This window comes from Streptomyces sp. NBC_00727 (assembly GCF_045161745.1).
Taxonomy (GTDB): Bacteria; Actinomycetota; Actinomycetes; order Streptomycetales; family Streptomycetaceae; genus Streptomyces.
This window is the reverse complement of record NZ_CP108981.1, coordinates 5,675,563-5,694,681: the sequence shown is the minus strand read 5'-3', so window position 1 is coordinate 5,694,681 and position 19,119 is coordinate 5,675,563. Positions and strand designations below refer to the sequence as shown.

Sequence of the window (19,119 nt, the reverse complement as noted above, 5' to 3'; positions counted from 1 at the left end):
CTGTGACTAATATCTATCCGTCCTGGTACTCAATGGATTTGACCGGTCGTGAGACTGGCACCACGTCAAGGAGCATGCCCTGCGCACGCGCGTGTCACGGCGGAGCAGCTCGACCACAATGTCGCTGCGGACGGCCCTGCTCGTACTGGCAGTCGTCCCCGGTGTAGCCCTGGCAGCCCTCTGGGCCGTCACCAGTGGTCAGACTCTGCTCGACTTCCAGAAGCAGGCGGCCCAGGGGCAGTTGGCCCAGAAGGCCGGCCAGCCGTCCAACATCGTGTACTACAACCTCCAGGAGGAACGGCGGCTCAGCGCCGATGCCCTGGCCCGGGGCGGAGGCCCCACCGACGCACTGCGCGAGCAGCGCAAGCTGACCGACAAGGCGATCGCCGACTTCCAGTCGCTGTCCGACATCGCCACCGACGACGCCCCCGGCGAGGTGCGTGACGCGGTCCGCTCGGCGCGTACGGCGATCACCCAACTCCCGGCGCAGCGCACGCTCGTCGACGAGGGCGACAACGACCAGCAGAAGGCCGTGTACGGCTACTACACGGACCTGATCGCCGTGGACATGAAGCTCTTCACCGCACTCAGCCATGTGGACAACGGCCGGATCACCACGATCTCGCAGCCGCTGGTCGACCTCTTCTGGGCCAAGGAGATGATCTCCCGCTCGGACGCGCTGCTCGCCCGCGGCTGGACCAAGGGCAAGCTGAGCACCGCGGACCTTCAGGAGGTCCGGCAGGCCGTTTCCGCCCAGTCCCTCCAGTACTCGACGCAGATCATCCCCTTCCTCTCGGCGGACGAGAAGGCCAGGTGGGAGGAGCTCTTCGACGGCTCCGCCTGGAAGGCCAAGACCCGGGTGGAGAAGCAGGTGCTGCGGCCGGCCGGCCCGGACGGGTCCGGCTACGTCTCCCTGGGCGCCAAGGAGGCGGACTGGCGCGGCGCGATGGACGAGCTCACGCCCCAGCTGGTGAAGCTGATGGAGCAGCGCACCGACCTCGTGGTCGCGGAGGGCAAGGACAGCGTCGTCTCGCTGCTGATCAAGGTCGTCGTCACCACGGTCGTCGGCCTCGCCGCCGTCGTCGCGGTCATCTGGTTCACCTGGCGCCTCTCCCGCACCCTGCGCCGCCGGATCAGCCGGCTCCAGGAGCGGGCCGAGGAGCTGGAGCGCGCGCTGCCCGACGTCGTCGAGCGGCTCGGCAGGGGCGAACGCATCGACGTCGAGACCGAGGCCCGCGCCATCGGGCACAAGAGCGAGAGCGGTACGTCGGACGAGCTGGCGCAGCTCGGCAACGCGCTCGACCTGGCCCGTACCAGCGCCCTGCGCGCGGCCGTCGAACAGGCCGACCAGCACCGCGGCTTCGAGCGGCTGCTGCAGCGCATCGCGCGACGCACCCAGCAGCTGATCGGCCAGCAGCTGAAGAAGCTGGACGAGCTGGAGCGCAAGCACGAGGACCCCGAGGTGCTGGACGGCCTCTTCGACCTCGACCACCTCACCGCCCGCCTCCGGCGCTACGAGGAGAACCTCGTGATCCTCGCGGGCGGTGCCCCGCACCGGCGGTGGCGCAAGCCCGTACCGCTGCTGGACGTCATGCGGTCCGCCCAGGGCGAGGTGCAGGACTACCGGCGCGTGGTGCTGGACCTGGACGGCTCCCCGTGGCTCGCCGAGCGGGCCGTGGGACCGGTCTCCCACGTCCTGGCGGAGCTGATCGAGAACGCCCTCACCTTCTCCGGGCCGCCCAGCCCCGTCGAGGTCAGGGCGGCCCACGTGAGCCGGGGCCTGGCCATCGAGGTCGAGGACCGCGGGCTCGGCATGGACGAGGAGCAGCTGGCCGCGGCCAACGAGCTGATGAGCCGGCCGCCCCGGATGGACGTCCTGGCGCACGCCGACGACATCCGGCTGGGCCTGTACGTGATCGCGCGCCTCGCCGGCCAGCACGGCCTGCGGGTGGAGTTCCGGCAGTCGGCCTTCGGCGGCACCCGGGTCGTCGTGCTCGTCCCCGACGAGCTCACCGTCCCCGGTCCGCACTCCGGTCCGGTCGCCGTCCCGGCCCCCGCGGCCGAGGACGCCGCCCCCGCGCCGGCCCCCGCCCCGCTCCGCGACACCGACGCCCTGCCCAGCCGGGGCCGCGGCCAGGCGCTCGCCGGGGTCACCGCCCTGCACACGTCCCGGGCGCCGTTCGAAGCGGACGCCCCGCCCCGCCCGGCGGCGCAGGAGCCCTTCCCGGACCGGGAGGAGCAGGCACCGCCGGCCCCCGTCGACCATCCGTTCGGCGACCTGGAGCACCCGGACCCGCAGTACGCGGACGGGTACGGCCACGGCGCGGACGGCCGGGGCTACGCACCCGGCGGCGCCCACCAGGAGGGGTACGACAACACCTCGTACGGCGACAACGCGTACGCGGGCGCCGGGCAGCCGTACATGACGGCCGAGGGGCAGTACCCGGTGGCGCACCAGGCGTACCCGGAGCCCGGGGCACCGTACGGCGCGCCGCAGCAGTCCTACCCCGACACGTATCTGCCGGGCGCCCTGGACGCGGACGGCTTCCCGCTCACCCTGCCTCCGCAGCCGGAACCGGCCGCCGGGCACCCCGGGCAGCCGCAGGCCGGGCCGGGCCTCCCGGTCTCCCCCCAGATGGCCTCGCCCGGCACGGGTTCGCCCGGCGCGGGTGGCACCGGTCCGGAAGCCGGTCCGGGGAGCCTCGCGCTGCCGGTGGCGCCCGGCGGAGAGCCCCCGCTGCCGCGCCGGGTCCGTCAGGCGAGCCTCGCGGACGAACTGCGGATCACCCCCGCCGCCCCGGCCGCCGCCGGCCTGCAGCCGGGCCGGTCCGACAGCCCGCCGCAGCCCCGGACGGCCCCGCATCGCGCCGGTGCCGCCATCGGAGCCTTCCAACGCCGGTCCCGCGCCGCCCGCGGGACCGAAGAGCCGCCGAAGCAGCCCGATCCCTCCGCCCCCCTCTTCATGGGAGAAGAACGGACATGACACGCACAACCGCCACTCGCCAGGACCTCGACTGGCTGCTCGACGGCTTGGTGGACTCGGTGGCCGAGACCAGGAACGCCGTGCTGCTCTCCGACGACGGCCTGGTGGTCAGCCACTCGCGCACGGTCGAGCGGGCCGACGCCGAACGGCTGGCCGCGATATGCACCGGCCAGCAGAGCCTGGCCCGCGGTGTGGGCCAGCTCTTCGGGGGCGGCGGCGTGCACCAGGTGATCGTCGAACTGGCGGACCTGTGGCTCTTCATCATCTCGGCGGGCCAGGGCACGCACCTGGCCGTCGTCGCCTCCCAGGAGGTGGACGCCGAGGTCATGTCGCTCGCCATGCACAACCTCGTCCTTCAGGTCGGCCAGAAGCTCAGCACCCCGGCCCGGAGCGACTTCGACGCCTTCGGCACCGGAACCGGGCCGCGCGCGTGACCGCGCACTGGCCCTACCGCGAGGACGAGTTCGAGGACGAGGAGGACGGGGCGGGCACAATGGTGCGCCCGTACACCATCACCCACGGCCGGACCGCGCCCGAGCGGGACGACCTCACCCTCATCACCGTGCTGACGACCGCGGACGATCCGCGGGACGCACACGGGGCGGCGGTCCGGCCGGGCCGGCTCCAGCCGGAGCACCGGCTGATCCTGGAGCGCTGCCGGCGCCCCGCCGCGGTCGCCGAGGTCTCCGCGGGCCTCGACCTGCCGGTCTCGGTGACCAAGATCCTGCTGGCGGATCTGGTCGCCTCCGGCCTCCTGATCGCCCGGGCGCCGCTGTCGGTGGCCCGGGCGTCCGGCGGGGCCCACATGAGCGTACTGGCCGCTGTTCGCGACGGACTCCGGAGACTCTGAGCCAAGATGACCACCAGTCAGACGGCGCCCACCGCCGTGAAGATCCTGATAGCCGGCGGCTTCGGCGTCGGCAAGACCACCCTCGTCGGTGCCGTCAGCGAGGTCGCCCCGCTGCGCACCGAGGAGTTGCTCACCCAGGCCAGCGTCGGCGTCGACGACCTGGCCGGCGTCGGGCAGAAGGAAACCACCACCGTGGCCCTGGACTTCGGCCGGATCACGGTCAGTCCGGAGCTCGTCGTCTACCTGTTCGGCACCCCGGGCCAGGAGCGCTTCTGGTTCATGTGGAACGACCTGGTCAACGGGGCACTCGGCGGCGTCGTGATCGCCGACACCCGGCGGCTGGAGACCAGCTTCGCCTCGATCGACTTCTACGAGAGCCGGGACATCCCGTTCGTCGTGGCGATCAACTGCTTCCACGGCCACAACACCCGTACCGCGGAAGAGATCCGGGCCGCCCTCGACCTCGATCCGCACGTCCCGCTGCTGGTCGGTGACGTACGCGAGCGGCCGTTCGGCCGTGACGTGCTGCTGGCCCTCGTGGACCACCTGATGAGCCTGCCCGTGGCGGCCGGCTGAACGCCGCCCTCCCCCTTTCCCTTCCTCCCTATCTTCTCGCTCTGGAGAGAATCCGACATGGCTACACCCCTGCGCGTCCTGATCCACGGCGGCGGCATCGGCGGGCTGACGCTCGCCACCGCGCTGGCCCGGCGCGGTCACACCGTCGAGGTCGCCGAACTCCGCGACGAGCTCGACGCCCTCGGCGTGGGCATCATCCAGCCGTCCAACGCCCTGCACGTCATGCGCGAGATCGGGGTGCTCGACGACTGCCTCAAGGCGGGCTTCGAGTGGGAGATCCTGACCATCGCGGACCCGGCCGGCAACACAGTGGCCGCGATACCGCAGCCCAGCATGGGCGACGTCCCGTCCAACAACGGCATCCCCCGCCCGGCGCTTGCCCAGGTGCTGGGCGCGGCGGCCACCTCGGCCGGTGCGACGATCCGGTTCGGCACGACCATCACCGGACTCACCGACGACGGCGAGGGCGTGGACGTCACCCTGTCCGACGGTACGGCCGGCCGCTGGGACCTCGTCGTCGGCTTCGACGGCATCGGCTCGCCGCTGCGCACCCGGCTGTACGGCGACCGCTACACCCCCGAGTACACCGGCTTCGCCAACTGGCGTGTAACCGTGCCCCGCCAGGAGCAGGTGCGGGGAGTCGTGATGGGCACCGCGGGCCAGGCCGCGAAGGCGCTGCTCACCCCGATCACGGACGAACTGATGTACCTGGGCACGGTGTTCCCCGAGGCCGCGGACTTCCGGCCGGACCCTTCGAGCGCGCACGAGCAGCTCAAGGAGCGGCTGGTGATGTTCTCCGGTTCGGTCGCCGAGGCGCTCGACGCGGTCACCGGGCCGGAGGCGGTCGTGTACTCGCGGATCTCCCAGGTGACCGTCGAGGAGCCGTGGCACGTCGGCCGGGTCGTCCTGGCCGGGGACGCCGCACACGCCAGCACCCCGCACATCGCGCAGGGGGCGGCGATGGCCGTGGAGGACGCGCTGGTGCTCGCCGAGTCGCTGGACGCCGAGGCGGACGTCGCGGCGGCCCTGGACGTGTGGGAGGCCCGGCGCCGCCCGCGCGCCATGTGGGTGCAGGCGATGTCGCGCGCCGTGCTCAAGCAGGAGACGGGCGGGGAGACGACGCCCGAGGAGGACGAGCTGCTGAAGGTCGGCATCCCGGGCGCGGCCCACGTGCTGGTGCAGCCGTACTGATTCTCTCTCCGTACGCCCCCGCCGGGCCCGGTTTCCGGAGCCGGCGGGGGCGTACGTCGCTCAGGGCAGCACCGCCGTGCCGTCGATCTCGACCAGGGCCTGCTCGTCCCAGAGCCGTGCCGCCCCGATGACCGCCATCGCCGGGTAGTCGCGGCCCGCCAGCCGGCGCCAGATCCGGCCCAGTTCCGGGGCGTGCGCCCGGTAGTCGGCGACGTCGGTGGCGTACACCGTGACCCGGGCCAGGTCCGCCGGGGAGCCGCCTGCGGCGCGCAGGGCGGCGAGGAGGTTGCCCAGCGCGGTCGCGAACTGCTCGGGCAGGCTGTCGCCGACGACGGTGCCGTGCTGGTCCAGGGCGGTCTGTCCGGCCAGGAACACGAGCCGGCCGCCGGTGGCGGTGACCGCGTGGGAGAAGCCGGTGGCGGGCGAGAGTTCATGCGGGTTGATGCGGTGGATCGGGCTCATGCGGTCGGCTCCCGGTTCGCGTACAGCTCCTTGGCGATGATCGTGCGCTGGACCTCACTGGCGCCCTCGTAGATGCGCGGGGCGCGGACCTCCCGGTAGAGGTGTTCGAGCAGGTGGCCCCGTCGCAGGGCGCGGGCGCCGTGCAGCTGGACGGCCGTGTCCACCACGAACTGCGCGGTCTCGGTGGCGTACAGCTTCGCCATGGCGGCCCGGCGCGGCACCCCGGGCTCCCCCGCGTCGTGGGCGGCGGCCGCCGCGTAGACCAGCAGCCGGGCGGCCTCGGTGCGGGTGGCCATCTCGGCGACCTGGTGGGACACGGCCTGGAGGCCGGACAGGGGCCCGCCGAACGCGGTACGGGTCGCGGTGTGCTCCACCGTGGCGTCGAGGGCCGCCCGGGCCATGCCGAGGGCGAAGGCGCCGACGCTGGGGCGGAACAGGTTCAGGGTGTCCATGGCGACCGCGAAGCCCTTGTCCGGTTCGCCGAGCACGTCGTCGGCGGTGACGCGGACCCCGTCGAAGGCGAGGGCGCCGATGGGGTGCGGGGAGAGCATCTCCAGGGCGGTCCCGGTCAGGCCCGGGCGGTCTGCGGGCACCAGGAACGCGGTGACGCCACGGGCCCGGGCGCCCGGGGTCGTGCGGGCGAAGACCGTGTAGAAGTCGGCCTCCGGCGCGTTGGAGATCCAGCACTTCTCGCCGGTCAGCCGCCAGCCGCCGGAGTCCGGGGCGGCGTCCAGCGCGAGGGCCGCCGCGTCGGAGCCCGCGCCCGGCTCGCTGAGCGCGAACGCGGCGACGGCCCGGCCGGCGCGCACCTCGGGCAGCCACCGCTCGCGCTGGACGGCGGTGCCCGAGCGGAGGACCGGGAAGCCGCCGAGGCCCTGGAGGGCGAGGGCGGTCTCGGCCTCCGTGCAGCCCCGGGCGAGCGATTCGCGCAGCAGGCAGAGGTCCAGGGCGCCCGAGCCGAACAGCCGGTCGAGGAGGCCCAGCTCGCCGAGAGCGGCGAGGAGCGGGCGGTTGACGTGCCCCGGCTCACCGCGCGCGGCGAGCGGGGCGAGCCGGTCCCGGGCCAGGGTGCGCAACTCCTCGCACCGGGCGGTCTGTGCCGGATCGAGCGAGAATGCCGTCATACCGGCGCCTCTCTGGTCGAATCGATTGCTCCTGAGCATCTTTATCGCGGACCGTTGACTACCGTCACCCAAACGATACGCTCCAAGAGCGACAAGGGGGCTACAAGGGGGCGATCCTTCATGGACCCGAAAACCTCAGCGCACATCGACGGCTTCGCCGGGGAGCACCTGCCACCCGTGGAGCAGTGGCCGGACCTGCTCTTCGACCTGCCCGAGCTCCAGTACCCGGACCGGCTCAACTGCGCCGCCGAGCTGCTCGACCGCACGGCCGACCGCCTCGGCCCCGGCCGCCCCGCCTTCCGCACGCCCGACGGCGGGGTGCTGAGCTACGGGGAGCTGCGGGATCTCGTCGACCGGATCGCCCACGTCCTCACCTCGGACCTGGGGGTCGTCCCCGGCAACCGCGTCCTGCTGCGCGGCCCCACCACGCCCCGGCTGGCCGCCTGCTGGCTCGCGGTGCTGAAGGCGGGGGCGGTCGCCGTCACCGTACTGGCGCAGCAGCGGGCCTCCGAGCTGGCGGCCGTCTGCTCGATCGCCCGGGTGAGCCACGCCCTGTGCGACGCACGGTCGGTCGACGACCTGGCGGCAGCGCGGGTGCCGGGGCTGCGGATCACGGCGTACGGGGGTGGGGCGCCGGACGATCTGCTGCGGCTGGCCGCCGCCCGGCCGGGGCCCTACCGGGCGGTGGACACGGCTTCGGACGACGTGGCGCTGATCGCGTTCACCTCGGGCACCACCGGCCGGCCCAAGGGCTGCATGCACCTGCACCGCGATGTGCTGGCCATTGCCGACACCTTCTCGCGGCACGTGCTGCGGCCGGTCCCCGACGACGTGTTCGCGGGCAGTCCGCCGCTCGGGTTCACCTTCGGGCTCGGTGGCCTGGTGGTGTTCCCGCTGAGGGTGGGTGCGTCGGCGCTGCTGCTCGAACAGGCCGGGCCCAAGCAGCTGCTGCCCGCCCTGGCGGAGCACCGCGTCTCCGTGCTGTTCACCGCGCCGACCGCGTACCGGGTGATGCTCGACCAGCTCGACGGGCACGACCTGTCGGCGCTGCGGCGCTGCGTCTCGGCGGGCGAGAACCTCCCGGAGGCGACCTGGCACGCCTGGCACGAGCGGACCGGGCTGCGGATCATCAACGGCATCGGCGCGACCGAGCTGCTGCACATCTTCGTCTCCGCCTCCGACGACGCGATCCGCCCCGGCACCACGGGTGTCCCGGTCCCCGGCTGGCAGGCCCGGGTGGTGGACGCCGACGGGGCGCCGCTGCCGGACGGCGAGCCGGGGCTGCTCGCCGTGCGCGGCCCGGTCGGCTGCCGCTACCTCGCCGACGAACGGCAGGGCGACTACGTACGGCACGGCTGGAACATCACCGGCGACACCTACGTGCGCGACCCGGACGGCTACTTCCGGTACGTCGCCCGCGCCGACGACATGATCATCTCCTCCGGGTACAACATCGCGGGCCCCGAGGTCGAGGAGGCCCTGCTGCGCCACCCGGACGTGGCGGAGGCCGCGGTGGTGGGGCAGGCGGACGAGCTGCGCGGCCGGATCGTGGCGGCGTACGTGGTGCTGCGGGAGGGTTCCGCGCTGTCGGCGGACGAGCTGCGCACGTTCATGCGGGCGGAGCTGGCCCCGCACAAATGCCCCCGCCGCATCACGTTCCTGCCCGCGCTCCCCCGGACCGCCACGGGGAAACTGCAACGGTTCCGGCTCCGCGCGGGCGAACCGGGTGCGGCGGGCCGCGCGCCGGGCCGAGAATGATCACATGGCCGAACCGCACACCCCCCGCTCACTGATCGTCACCCTGTACGGGGCGTACGGCCGTACCCCCGGCGACGGGCCGATGCCGGTGGCCGGTCTGGTCCGGCTGCTCGGCGCCGTCGGCGTGGACGCGCCCGCCGTACGCTCGTCCGTCTCCCGGCTGAAGCGGCGCGGGCTGCTCGTCGCCGCGCGCACGGCGGACGGGGCGGCCGGGTACGCGCTGTCGGCGGACGCCCGCCAGCTCCTGGACGACGGCGACCGCCGCATCTACCGCCACCCGGAACCGGCGGAGGCGGACGGCTGGGTGCTCGCGGTGTTCTCCGTACCCGAGGCGGAGCGCCACAAGCGCCACCTGCTGCGCTCACGCCTGTCCCGGCTGGGGTTCGGCACGGCGGCCCCCGGTGTCTGGATCGCCCCGGCATGGCTGTACGACGAGACCCGGCACACCCTGGACCGGCTGGAACTCGCCCCGTACGTCGACCTGTTCCACGGCGACCACCTGGGCTTCGCGCCGACCCGGGATGCCGTGGCCCGCTGGTGGGACCTGGACGCGGTGGCCCGGCTCCACCACGACTTCCTGGAACGCCACGAACCGGTGCTCAGGGCCTGGGAGGCGCGCGGAGACGGGCCGGCGGACCCGGAGGCGGCCTACCGGGACTACCTGACCGCCCTGGACTCCTGGCGCCGGGTGCCCTACGCCGACCCGGGGCTGCCCCGGGAGCTGCTGCCCGAGGAGTGGCCGGGCGCCCGGTCGGCCGAGGTGTTCCGGGCACTGCACGAGCGGTTGCGGGACGCGGGAGCGGAGTTCGTGCACCACGCGGCCCCGCACCCGGACCCGTGCCCGTGCCACGAGTGCCTGCCGGTCAGCCCAGCCTGAGCCGCGGTTTCGGCGCGTCCGTGCGGCCCGTCGGCGGGGTGCGGCTGCCCGCGCGGTACGGGAGGGGCCAGGGCGCGCCCGGGCCCGTGTAGCCCTGCTCGGCCGCCGCGTGGAGCGTCCAGTGCGGGTCGTACAGGTGGGGGCGGGCCAGTGCGCAGAGGTCGGCGCGGCCCGCGAGGAGCAGGGAGTTGACGTCGTCCCAGGAGGAGATCGCGCCCACCGCGATCACGGGCACGCACAGGGCGTTGCGGATGCGGTCGGCGTACGGGGTCTGGTAGGAGCGCCCGTACTCGGGCCGCTCGCCGGGCACGACCTGGCCGGTGGAGACGTCGATGGCGTCGGCCCCGTGCGCGACGAAGGCGCGGGCGATCTCCACGGCGTCCTCGGCGGTGGTGCCGCCCTCCGCCCAGTCGGTGGCGGAGATCCGGACGGTCACCGGCCGGTCGTCGGGCCACAGCGCGCGGACCGTGTCGAAGACCTCCAGTGGGAAGCGGAGGCGGTGGGCCAGGGGCCCGCCGTACGCGTCGGTGCGCCGGTTGGTGAGCGGGGAGAGGAAGCCGGACAGCAAGTAGCCGTGGGCGCAGTGCAGTTCGAGGAGGTCGAACCCGCAGGCGTCGGCGCGCCGGGCGGCGGCGGCGAACTGCTCACGGACCTCGTCGAGCCCGGCCCGGTCGAGGGCGTGCGGGACCTGGTTGACCCCGGGCGCGTACGGGAGCGGGGACGCGGCGGTCACCGGCCAGTTGCCGTCGTCGAGGGGCTGGTCGATGCCCTCCCACATGAGCTTGGTGGAGCCTTTGCGGCCGGAGTGGCCGAGCTGGACGCCGATGGCGGTGCCGGGGGACGCGGTGTGCACGAAGTCGGTGATCCGGGTCCAGGCGGCGGCCTGTTCGTCGGTGTAGAGGCCGGTACAGCCGGGGGTGATGCGGCCCTCGGGGCTGACGCAGACCATCTCCGTCATGACGAGCCCCGCGCCACCGAGGGCCCTGGCGCCCAGGTGGACGAGGTGGAAGTCGCCGGGGACGCCGTCGGTGGCCGAGTACATGTCCATCGGCGAGACGACGACCCGGTTGCGCAGCTCCAGGCCGCGCAGCCGCAGCGGGGTGAACATCGGCGGGGTGGCGGGCGGGCAGCCGAACTCCTCCTCCACACCGGACGTGAACGCCGGGTCGCGCAGCCGGAGGTTGTCGTGGGTGACGCGGCGGCTGCGCGTGAGGAGGTTGAACGCGAACTGCCGGGGCGGCTGGTCGACGTGACGGCCCAGCTCCTCGAACCAGCGCAGGCTGGCCGCCGCCGCGCGCTGCGTCGACTCGACGACCGGCCGGCGCTCGCTCTCGTACGCGGCGAGCGCGGCCGGCAGCGAGGGCTGCTCCTCGACGCAGGCGGCGAGCGCGAGGGCGTCCTCCACGGCGAGCTTGGTGCCGGAGCCGATGGAGAAGTGCGCGGTGTGCGCGGCGTCGCCGATGAGGACGGTGCTGCCGTGCGACCAGTGCTCGTTGACGACGGTACGGAAGGTGAGCCAGGCGGAGTTGTTTGAGCGCAGCGGCCGGTGGCCGAGGGCGCCCGCGAAGATCTTGGCGCACTGGTCGATCGACTCGGCCGGGTCGGGCACGTCGAAGCCGGCCGCCCGCCAGACCTCCTCGCGCATCTCGACGATGACGGTGGAGGCGTCCTGTGAGAACGGGTAGGCGTGGAGCTGCATCACGCCGTACGCGGTCTCGGCGATCTCGAAGCGGAAGGCGTCCAGGGCGAAGTCGGCGGCGAGCCAGATGTAGCGGCAGCGGTGTCCGGTGACACGGGGGCGGAAGCTCTCGGCGTGGGCCTCGCGGGTGGCGCTGTGCACGCCGTCGGCGGCGATGACCAGGTCGTGCGTGGCGGCGAGTTCGGCGGCGGGCGGTGCCTGGGTGCGGAAGCGGAGGTCGACGCCGAGCCCGGCGCAGCGCTCGTGGAGGATCTCCAGGAGCCGGCGGCGGCCGAGGGCGGCGAAGCCGTGGCCGCCGGAGGTCTGGGTGTGGCCCCGGTGCACGATGTCGATGTCGTCCCAGCGGACGAACTCCCGCTGGAGGGCCCGGTGGACGACGGGGTCGGCGTGTTCGATGCCGCCGAGGGTCTCGTCGGAGAGGACGACGCCGAAGCCGAAGGTGTCGTCGGGGGCGTTGCGCTCCCAGAGGGTGATCCCGCGCTCGGGGCCGAGCCGTTTGAGCAGGGCCGCCGCATAGAGCCCGCCGGGGCCGCCGCCGATGACCGCGATCCGGTGCGGGCCGGCGCCCGGGGCGGTCATTTGCCGCGCCAGGCGGGCGGCCGCTTCTCGCTGAACGCGGCGTGGAATTCGGCGTAGTCCTCGCCGTGCATCAGGAGGGCCTGGGTCGCGGCGTCCATCTCGACGGCGGCGGCCAGCGGCATGTCCAGCTCGGCGGTGAGCAGCGCCTTGGTCTGGGCGAGGGCGAGCGCGGGCCCGTCCGCGAGGCGGCGGGCGAGCGCGGCGGCGGCCTCACCGGCCCGGCCCTCGTCGGTGAGCTCGCTGATCAGGCCGATCCGCTCGGCCTCGGCGGCGCGGACGGGTTCGCCGAGCATCAGGAGCCGGGTGGCGTGGCCGAGGCCGACGACCCGGGGCAGCAGGTAGGCCGCGCCCATGTCGCCGCCGGAGAGCCCGACCCGGGTGAAGAGGAAGGCGAACCGGGCGGTGGGGTCCGCGACGCGGAAGTCGGCGGCGAGGGCGAGGACCGCACCCGCCCCGGCGGCGACCCCGTGGACGGCCGCGACGACGGGGAACGGGCACTCGCGCACCGCGCGGACGACCTGGCCCGTCATCCGGTTGAAGTCCAGGAGCTGTGCGGTGTCCATCGAAAGGGTGGCGCCGATGATCTCGTCCACGTCGCCGCCGGAGCAGAAGCCGCGCCCCTCGCCGGCCAGCACCAGGGCCCGCACGGCGCGCTCGCGGGCCAGCTCGGCGAGGAGGTCGCGGAGGTCGGCGTAGGCGCCGAAGGTCAGGGCGTTGAGCTTCTCGGGCCGGGCGAGGGTGACGGTGGCGACGCCGTCCTCGACGGTGACCCGCAGGTGGCGCCAGTTCTGCGTACGCGGTACGGAGCCGGTGAACGGGCTCATGGCGGGGTATCCCCTTCAGCCGTCGCTGCTGCCTGGCCTCGAATTTATCACCGTTACGTGACTGCCGTCACGAGTACGCGATAGACCTGGTCCCGACGGAACCAGTGACGAATGTCCCCTTCCTGCCGGGCGGCAGGCTCTTGTCCGCGTCGCCCTGCTTCGTAAGGTGGGAGGAAGAAGTCTTGAGCGCGGAACCGTCTGAGCCCAGGACCCCCGTGCTCGTCCCCCCGAACGGAAACCTCGTGCCCTCCGACGGACCGCCAGCCCCCTCCTGGCGCATCACCCTGCCGCACTCCACGGCGGCCGTGCCGATCGCCCGCGCGCTGATCCGCTCGGTGCTGACGGACATCGAGGCCCCGGCCGACAGCGACACCGCCGAGCTGCTGACCGCCGAGCTGGTGGCCAACGCGGTGGAGCACACGCCCGGCGACGACCCCATAGAGCTGGTGGTGGACCTGCTGCCGGCCGGCTGCCAGGTGGAGGTCCACGACGGCGATCCGGCCCCGCCCGGCGACCTGTCCCGCCCGGAGCCCGACGACGTACCGGACCCGTGGCAGGAACACGGCCGCGGCCTGCTGCTGATCCGCACGCTCAGCTCGTCCTGCGGCCACCGCCCGACGGAACGCGGCAAGGCGGTGTGGTTCCGGCTGCCGCCCGTCTAGGTCCTACCGCTGCGCCAGCCGCGAGCGGCGGTGGCCGTAGAGCGCGTACACGAGCACGCCCACCGCGAGGAACACCGCGAACTGCACCCAGGTCGTCCAGCCGGTGCCGTACATCAGATAGAGGCAGAAGCCGATGCCGATGAGCGGGCTGAGCGGATAGAGGGGCACCCGGAAGGAGCCGCGGACCTCGGGGTTGCGGCGGCGCAGTACGAGGACGGCGGCGTTGACGGCGACCATGGTGGCGAGGGTGCCGATGGTGGTCAGGTTCACCACCATGCCGAGCGAGGAGAAGGCGGCCGGGACCGCGAAGACGACGGCGACGATCCAGGTGTTGGCGACCGGGGTCGCGGTGCGCGGCGAGACCCGCTCGAAGACCCTCGGGACGAGGCCGTCGCGGGACATGGACATCAGGATGCGGGTCTGCCCGTACATCACCGCCAGGACGACCGAGGCGATGGCGACGACCGCGCCGAAGGCGATGACGCCGCCGCCCACGGAGGAGCCGGTGACCTGGTCGACGATGAGTGAGAGCGCTGCGGGCTTGTCGGAGACGGCGTCCGGGCCGAGCGCGCCGATCGCGGCGAGGGCGACCGCGCAGTAGAGCAGCGTGACCAGGCCGATGCAGATCATGATCGCGAGCGGGATGTTGCGCCGGGGGTTCTTGACCTCTTCCCCGGCGGTGGTGATCGCGTCGAAGCCGATGTACGAGAAGAACGCCAGGGAGGCGCCCGCCGTGACGCCGCCCGCGCCGTGGGTGGCGAACGGGGTGAGGTTGCCGCGCTCGAACGCGGTGAACGCGATGACGCAGAACAGGGCCAGTACGACGAGCTTGAGGATGGCCATGGCTGCGGTGGCGCCGGCACTCTCCCGTACCCCGCGCACCAGCAGCGTGGCGGCCATCATGACCACGATGACGGCGGGCAGGTTGATCACGCCGCCGTCGGCCGGCCCGGCGGAGAGCGCGGCGGGCAGCTGGTGCCCGAAGAGGCTGTCGAGGAGTTCGTTGACGTACTGGCTCCAGCCCACCGCGACGGCGGAGACCGAGACGCCGTACTCCAGGAGCAGGCACCAGCCGACGAGGAAGGCGAGGCGTTCGCCGAGCGTGGCGTAGGCGAAGGAGTACGAGCTGCCGGAGACGGGGATCGCGCTGCCCAGCTCGGCGAACGAGAACGCCGTGAAGACGCAGGTGACGGCCGCGAGGACGAAGGAGACCACGACGGCGGGGCCGGCCTCGGCCACGCTGTCGGACAGGCCCACGAAGATGCCCGTCCCGACGACGGCGCCGATCCCGAAGCAGACCAGCTGGAACAGGCCCATGGTGCGCTTGAGGCCGTGGCCCTCCAGGTCGGCGCCCGACTCGGCGATCAGCCGGTGCGGGTCCTTGACGCGGCGTGGGGGGCCGGGGAGGCGCAGGGGGCTCACGGCGGTGTCTCATCTCTGGCGGTACGCGTGGGGGGGGGTGCGGCTCGGGCGGTGGGGGCCGTCGCACGCACGAAAAGGGGGTTCGAGCGTGCGAGCTCGAACCCCACCAATCAGCACCATCATAGACACCTGTCCGCATATTCACCCAATTGGATGCATGAACATGCGGGGCCGGACTGCCCGGACTACTTCCCGGCCATCGTCGCCACCAGGACGGCCTTGATCGTGTGCATCCGGTTCTCCGCCTCGTCGAAGACGACGGAGTGCGCGGACTCGAACACCTCGTCGCTGACCTCCAGCTCGCTCAGCCCGTGCCGCTCGTGGATCTCGCGCCCCACGCCGGTGCCGAGGTCGTGGTACGCGGGCAGGCAGTGCATGAACTTCACCCCGGCGTTCCCGGTGGCCCGCAGGACGTCCATCGTCACGGCGTACGGCGTGAGGGCGGCGATGCGGGTGTCCCACACCTCCTTGGGCTCGCCCATCGAGACCCAGACGTCGGTGGCCACGAAGTCCGCGCCGCGCACCCCCTCGGCCACGTCCTCGGTGAGCGTGACCCGGGCGCCGGACTTCTCGGCGAGCACGCGGGCCTCGGCGACGACCGTCTCGGCGGGCCAGTACGCCTTCGGCGCGACGATGCGCACGTCCATGCCGAGCAGGGCGCCGGTGACGAGGTAGGAGTTGCCCATGTTGAAGCGGGCGTCGCCGAGGTAGGCGAACGCGATCTCCTCCAGCGGCTTGTCGCTGTGCTCGGTCATCGTCAGCACGTCGGCGAGCATCTGGGTGGGGTGCCAGTCGTCGGTGAGCCCGTTGAAGACCGGCACTCCCGCGTACGAGGCCAGCTCCTCGACGACCGCCTGACTGTCGCCCCGGTACTCGATCCCGTCGAACATCCGGCCGAGGACGCGCGCGGTGTCCTTGACCGACTCCTTGTGCCCCATCTGGGAGCCGGAGGGGTCGAGGTACGTGGTCGACGCGCCCTGGTCGGCCGCGGCCACCTCGAACGCGCACCGGGTGCGGGTCGACGTCTTCTCGAAGATCAGCGCGATGTTCCGGCCACGCAGCCGCCGCGTCTCCGTCCCCGACTTCTTGGCGGCCTTGAGCTCGGCGGCCAGGTCGATCAGGCCGCGGAACTCCGCCGCCGTGAAGTCCAGCTCCTTGACGAAGTGGCGGCCTGCGAGGTCTATGGCCATGGTGACTGCTCCTGGGTCGGGCGGGGGGACGCATACGGTAACGCTGGAACCCTATACGACGCAATGCATCGCTATACACGGGCGTCGCTGTGCAGGGCGTCGCTGTGCAGGGGCCTCGTCGCCCACCCTCTCTCCGCTACCGGACCGGGTCCCGGACCACCGGGCAGCTCATGCAGCGAGGCCCGCCCCGGCCCCGGCCCAGCTCGCTCCCCCGGATCTCGATGACCTCGATGCCCTCCCGGCGCAGATGCGTGTTGGTGGTGGCGTTGCGCTCGTACGCGACGACGACCCCCGGTTCGACGGCCAGCACGTTGCAGCCGTCGTCCCACTGCTCCCGCTCCGCCGCGTGCACGTCCTGGGTGGCGGTGAGCACCCTGATCGAGTCGAGACCCAGCGCCTGCGCGACGGCCGTGTGCATCTGCTCCGGCGGATGGTCGGTGACCTTGAGGTCGCGGGGGCCGTCGCCGGGCTCGATGGTGTACGAGCGGAGCATGCCGAGGCCCGCGTACTTGGTGAAGGTGTCCCCGTCGACCATCGTCATCACGGTGTCCAGGTGCATGAACGCCCGGCTCTTGGGCATGTCCAGCGCCACGATGGTCCGGGCCGAGCCGGCGTCGAAGAGGCCCCGGGCCAGCATCTCCACGGCCTGCGGTGTGGTGCGCTCGCTCATGCCGATGAGCACGGCGCCGTTGCCGATGACGAGGACGTCACCGCCCTCGATGGTGGAGGGGTAGTCGTCCTGCCCCTCGGACCAGTGGTGGAAGGCGCCCGCCTCGGGGCCGGTGAACAGCGGGTGGTGGCGGTAGATCGCCTCGAAGTGGACGGTCTCGCGCTGCCGGGCCGGCCAGCGCATGGCGTTGATGGACACCCCGTCGTAGATCCACGCCGAGGTGTCCCGGGTGAAGAGGTGGTTGGGCAGCGGCCCGAGCAGGAAGTCGTCCAGGTCCATGACGTGGAAGCGCACCGAGACCGGCTCCTTGTACCGGTCCAGGAACTCGCGCTTGGTCATCCCGCCGACCAGCGCCTCGCACAGCTCGGCCGCGGGCAACTCCTCGAAGGCGGCCCGCAGATGCTCGGTGGCGAGCGGGCCGTACTCCTTCTCGGCGAAGACCCGGTCCAGCACGAGCCGCCGGGCGACCGGGATCTCCAGCGCCTCCCGGAGCAGGTCGCCGAAGAGATGCACCTCCACCCCGCGGTCGCGCAGCACGTCCGCGAAGCCGTCGTGCTCCTGGCGGGCCCGGCGCACCCAGAGCACGTCGTCGAAGAGCAGCGCGTCCTTGTTGCTCGGTGTGAGCCGTTTCAGTTCCAGATCGGGGCGGTGCAGGATGACGCGGCGCAGCCGCCCGGCCTCGGAGTCGACATGGAATCCCATGCCCACATCCTCACCGCGCGGCGCGCCGTTCACCCGGCGAATCGCCAGCCTGTTCTGTCGGCGCTCCTAGAGCCGGGGGTCCACCGGCTCTGACTCCAGCGCCAGGACGGCGAACACCGCCTCGTGGACCCGCCACAGCGGCTCCCCGTCCGCGAGCCGGTCCAGGGCCTCCAGGCCGAGGGCGTACTCGCGCAGGGCCAGCGAGCGCTTGTGGCCGAGGAAGCGGCCGCGCAGCCGGTCCAGGTTGTCCGGGCGGGTGTACTCGGGACCGTAGATGATCCGCAGGTACTCCCTTCCGCGCACCTTGATGCCGGGCTGCACCAGCCGCCCCTTGCCGTCCCGGACCAGCGCGCCGAGCGGCTTGACGACCATGCCCTCGCCGCCCCGGCCGGTCATCTCCAGCCACCAGTCGACGCCCGCCCCGACCGACGCCTCGTCGGCGGTGTCCACGACGAGCCGCCGGGTGACCTGGAGCAGCCCGCTGAGGTCGTGCTCCACCAGCCGGTCCAGCCAGGCCAGCTGCTCGTCGTGCGGTACGGAGGCCAGTGAGCGGCCCTGTACGGCGAGGATCTGGAACGGCGCGACGCGCACGCCGTCCAGCCCCTCGGTGCTCCAGCAGTAGCGGCGGTACGCCTCCGTGCCTGCCGCCCGGTACTCGCCGAACGCCTCGGCCGGGTGCTCCAGATAGCCCTCCTCACGCGAGGTGGCGGTGGGCGCCATGGTCGGCGGCAGGTACGGCAGCAGCCGGGGGTCGACCGCGAACCGGCTCATGACCTCCAGGGCCGCGGCCGCGTTCTCCTCGCGGACGGCGAGACGGCCCATGTGCCGGGTCTCCACGGTCCGGCGGCCCTGCACGTCGTCGAGGTCCAGCGGCCGGCCCTCCCGGCCCCCGGGCGCCTCGGTCGCCAGCGGCTTCACCGGCTCGTACCAGACCTGCTCCGCCGGTACGTCGACGAGCTCGCGCTCCGGCCAGCGCAGCGCGGTCATCTTCCCGCCGAAGACGGCACCGGTGTCCAGGCAGACGGTGTTGTTGATCCACGACGTGCTGGGCACCGGCGTGTGGCCGTAGACCACCGCGGCGCGGCCCCGGTAGTCCTCCGCCCACGGGTAGCGCACGGGCAGCCCGAACTCGTCGGTCTCGCCGGTGGTCTCCCCGTACAGCGCGTGCGAGCGGACCCGCCCCGAGGTGCGTCCGTGGTATTTCTCGGGCAGCCCGGCGTGGCAGACGACGAGGCGTCCGTCGTCCAGCACGTAGTGGCTGACGAGCCCGTCGATGAACTCCGCGACCCGCTTGCGGAACTCCGGGTCCTTCGCGTCCTCCCGCTCCAGCTGCTCGACGGTCTCGGCGAGTCCGTGGGTGAGCTGGACCTTGCGGCCCTTGAGGTAGCGGCCGAGCTTGTTCTCGTGGTTGCCGGGGACCTACAGCGCGTTCCCGTCCGCCACCATGGGAGTTTCCCGGGTCGGCTCCTCGTGCCGAATGGGCAGGATGCGCGGGTCCACCCGGCCCTCAATCTTGAACGGCGGCAGCACAGGCATCCCCGCCGGAAACG

At 72.9% G+C, this 19,119-nt stretch carries 15 protein-coding genes and 1 pseudogene; 8 read left to right on the top strand and 8 right to left on the bottom strand.

The window, feature by feature from the left end; genetic code table 11:
• Positions 1-118: 118 nt before the first annotated feature.
• Genes OG242_RS25860 through OG242_RS25840 form a run of 5 tightly spaced genes read left to right on the top strand, consistent with a single transcriptional unit; the run spans position 119 to position 5,600 of the window.
• Positions 119-2,983, top strand: coding sequence for a nitrate- and nitrite sensing domain-containing protein (locus OG242_RS25860; RefSeq protein WP_405900420.1), 2,865 nt, complete (start codon positions 119-121; stop codon positions 2,981-2,983).
• Positions 2,980-3,417: a roadblock/LC7 domain-containing protein gene (locus OG242_RS25855; protein ID WP_164644042.1), complete on the top strand. Its 438-nt coding sequence runs from the start codon at positions 2,980-2,982 to the stop codon at positions 3,415-3,417. The genes OG242_RS25860 and OG242_RS25855 overlap by 4 nt, the downstream gene beginning before the upstream one ends.
• A complete protein-coding gene (locus OG242_RS25850) occupies positions 3,414-3,833 on the top strand; it encodes a DUF742 domain-containing protein (protein WP_405900419.1) in 420 nt (139 codons plus the stop codon). Before OG242_RS25855 ends, OG242_RS25850 begins: the two co-directional genes overlap by 4 nt.
• Before the next feature lie 6 nt (positions 3,834-3,839).
• Positions 3,840-4,409: a GTP-binding protein gene (locus OG242_RS25845; RefSeq protein ID WP_405900418.1), complete on the top strand. Its 570-nt coding sequence runs from the start codon at positions 3,840-3,842 to the stop codon at positions 4,407-4,409.
• A gap of 57 nt (positions 4,410-4,466) precedes the next feature.
• Positions 4,467-5,600, top strand: a complete 1,134-nt coding sequence (locus OG242_RS25840) for an FAD-dependent monooxygenase (protein ID WP_405900417.1) — start codon at positions 4,467-4,469, stop codon at positions 5,598-5,600.
• Between the two features lie 60 nt (positions 5,601-5,660).
• On the opposite strand, the gene OG242_RS25835 is transcribed toward OG242_RS25840, so the two are convergent.
• Together OG242_RS25835 and OG242_RS25830 are read right to left on the bottom strand one after the other, a co-directional pair.
• Entirely contained in the window at positions 5,661-6,062 is a 402-nt protein-coding gene (locus OG242_RS25835) for a RidA family protein (protein WP_405900416.1), read from the bottom strand.
• Entirely contained in the window at positions 6,059-7,186 is a 1,128-nt protein-coding gene (locus tag OG242_RS25830; protein ID WP_405900415.1) for an acyl-CoA dehydrogenase family protein, read from the bottom strand. Before OG242_RS25830 ends, OG242_RS25835 begins: the two co-directional genes overlap by 4 nt.
• Positions 7,187-7,306: 120 nt before the next feature.
• Between OG242_RS25830 and OG242_RS25825 the strand changes: the two genes are divergently transcribed.
• Together OG242_RS25825 and OG242_RS25820 are read left to right on the top strand one after the other, a co-directional pair.
• Positions 7,307-8,944: an AMP-binding protein gene (locus OG242_RS25825; protein WP_405900414.1), complete on the top strand. Its 1,638-nt coding sequence runs from the start codon at positions 7,307-7,309 to the stop codon at positions 8,942-8,944.
• A 4-nt stretch (positions 8,945-8,948) separates the two neighbouring features.
• The gene (locus OG242_RS25820) at positions 8,949-9,821 is read left to right on the top strand and encodes a PaaX family transcriptional regulator C-terminal domain-containing protein (protein WP_405900413.1); all 873 of its coding nucleotides are present in this window, start codon (positions 8,949-8,951) and stop codon (positions 9,819-9,821) included.
• Here the strand turns inward: OG242_RS25820 and OG242_RS25815 are convergent.
• Together OG242_RS25815 and OG242_RS25810 are read right to left on the bottom strand one after the other, a co-directional pair.
• Positions 9,808-12,099, bottom strand: coding sequence for a bifunctional salicylyl-CoA 5-hydroxylase/oxidoreductase (locus tag OG242_RS25815; protein ID WP_405900412.1), 2,292 nt, complete (start codon positions 12,097-12,099; stop codon positions 9,808-9,810). The genes OG242_RS25820 and OG242_RS25815 overlap by 14 nt on opposite strands.
• Positions 12,096-12,923 carry an enoyl-CoA hydratase family protein gene (locus tag OG242_RS25810; protein ID WP_405900411.1) on the bottom strand — a complete coding sequence of 276 codons (828 nt, stop codon included), beginning with the start codon at positions 12,921-12,923 and terminating at the stop codon, positions 12,096-12,098. Before OG242_RS25810 ends, OG242_RS25815 begins: the two co-directional genes overlap by 4 nt.
• A 242-nt stretch (positions 12,924-13,165) precedes the next feature.
• Between OG242_RS25810 and OG242_RS25805 the strand changes: the two genes are divergently transcribed.
• Positions 13,166-13,585: an ATP-binding protein gene (locus OG242_RS25805; RefSeq protein WP_405900410.1), complete on the top strand. Its 420-nt coding sequence runs from the start codon at positions 13,166-13,168 to the stop codon at positions 13,583-13,585.
• Between the two features lie 3 nt (positions 13,586-13,588).
• Here OG242_RS25805 and OG242_RS25800 read toward each other — a convergent pair whose 3' ends face one another.
• From OG242_RS25800 to OG242_RS25785, 4 genes and pseudogenes are all read right to left on the bottom strand, one after another.
• On the bottom strand, positions 13,589-15,007 hold the full coding sequence (locus OG242_RS25800) for an amino acid permease (protein WP_405900409.1): 1,419 nt from the start codon (positions 15,005-15,007) through the stop codon (positions 13,589-13,591).
• Between the two features lie 185 nt (positions 15,008-15,192).
• The gene (argF, locus tag OG242_RS25795; protein ID WP_405900408.1) at positions 15,193-16,197 is read right to left on the bottom strand and encodes an ornithine carbamoyltransferase; all 1,005 of its coding nucleotides are present in this window, start codon (positions 16,195-16,197) and stop codon (positions 15,193-15,195) included.
• 136 nt (positions 16,198-16,333) lie between these two features.
• Positions 16,334-17,569: an arginine deiminase gene (locus OG242_RS25790; RefSeq protein ID WP_405900407.1), complete on the bottom strand. Its 1,236-nt coding sequence runs from the start codon at positions 17,567-17,569 to the stop codon at positions 16,334-16,336.
• A 66-nt stretch (positions 17,570-17,635) separates the two neighbouring features.
• A pseudogene (locus tag OG242_RS25785) lies at positions 17,636-19,027 on the bottom strand (hypothetical protein); the annotation flags it as partial.
• Positions 19,028-19,119: the final 92 nt, after the last annotated feature.

What these genes read in the sequence shown, in the direction of transcription:
- OG242_RS25825 (WP_405900414.1), top strand. Translation starts at nt 7,307, where the DNA reads ATGGACCCGAAAACCTCAGCGCACATCGACGGCTTCGCCGGGGAGCAC.
- OG242_RS25835 (WP_405900416.1), bottom strand. Translation starts at nt 6,062, where the DNA reads ATGAGCCCGATCCACCGCATCAACCCGCATGAACTCTCGCCCGCCACC.
- OG242_RS25830 (WP_405900415.1), bottom strand. Translation starts at nt 7,186, where the DNA reads ATGACGGCATTCTCGCTCGATCCGGCACAGACCGCCCGGTGCGAGGAG.
- OG242_RS25820 (WP_405900413.1), top strand. Translation starts at nt 8,949, where the DNA reads ATGGCCGAACCGCACACCCCCCGCTCACTGATCGTCACCCTGTACGGG.
- OG242_RS25815 (WP_405900412.1), bottom strand. Translation starts at nt 12,099, where the DNA reads ATGACCGCCCCGGGCGCCGGCCCGCACCGGATCGCGGTCATCGGCGGC.
- argF (WP_405900408.1), bottom strand. Translation starts at nt 16,197, where the DNA reads ATGGCCATAGACCTCGCAGGCCGCCACTTCGTCAAGGAGCTGGACTTC.
- OG242_RS25790 (WP_405900407.1), bottom strand. Translation starts at nt 17,569, where the DNA reads ATGGGATTCCATGTCGACTCCGAGGCCGGGCGGCTGCGCCGCGTCATC.
- OG242_RS25840 (WP_405900417.1), top strand. Translation starts at nt 4,467, where the DNA reads ATGGCTACACCCCTGCGCGTCCTGATCCACGGCGGCGGCATCGGCGGG.
- OG242_RS25855 (WP_164644042.1), top strand. Translation starts at nt 2,980, where the DNA reads ATGACACGCACAACCGCCACTCGCCAGGACCTCGACTGGCTGCTCGAC.
- OG242_RS25845 (WP_405900418.1), top strand. Translation starts at nt 3,840, where the DNA reads ATGACCACCAGTCAGACGGCGCCCACCGCCGTGAAGATCCTGATAGCC.
- OG242_RS25810 (WP_405900411.1), bottom strand. Translation starts at nt 12,923, where the DNA reads ATGAGCCCGTTCACCGGCTCCGTACCGCGTACGCAGAACTGGCGCCAC.
- OG242_RS25860 (WP_405900420.1), top strand. Translation starts at nt 119, where the DNA reads ATGTCGCTGCGGACGGCCCTGCTCGTACTGGCAGTCGTCCCCGGTGTA.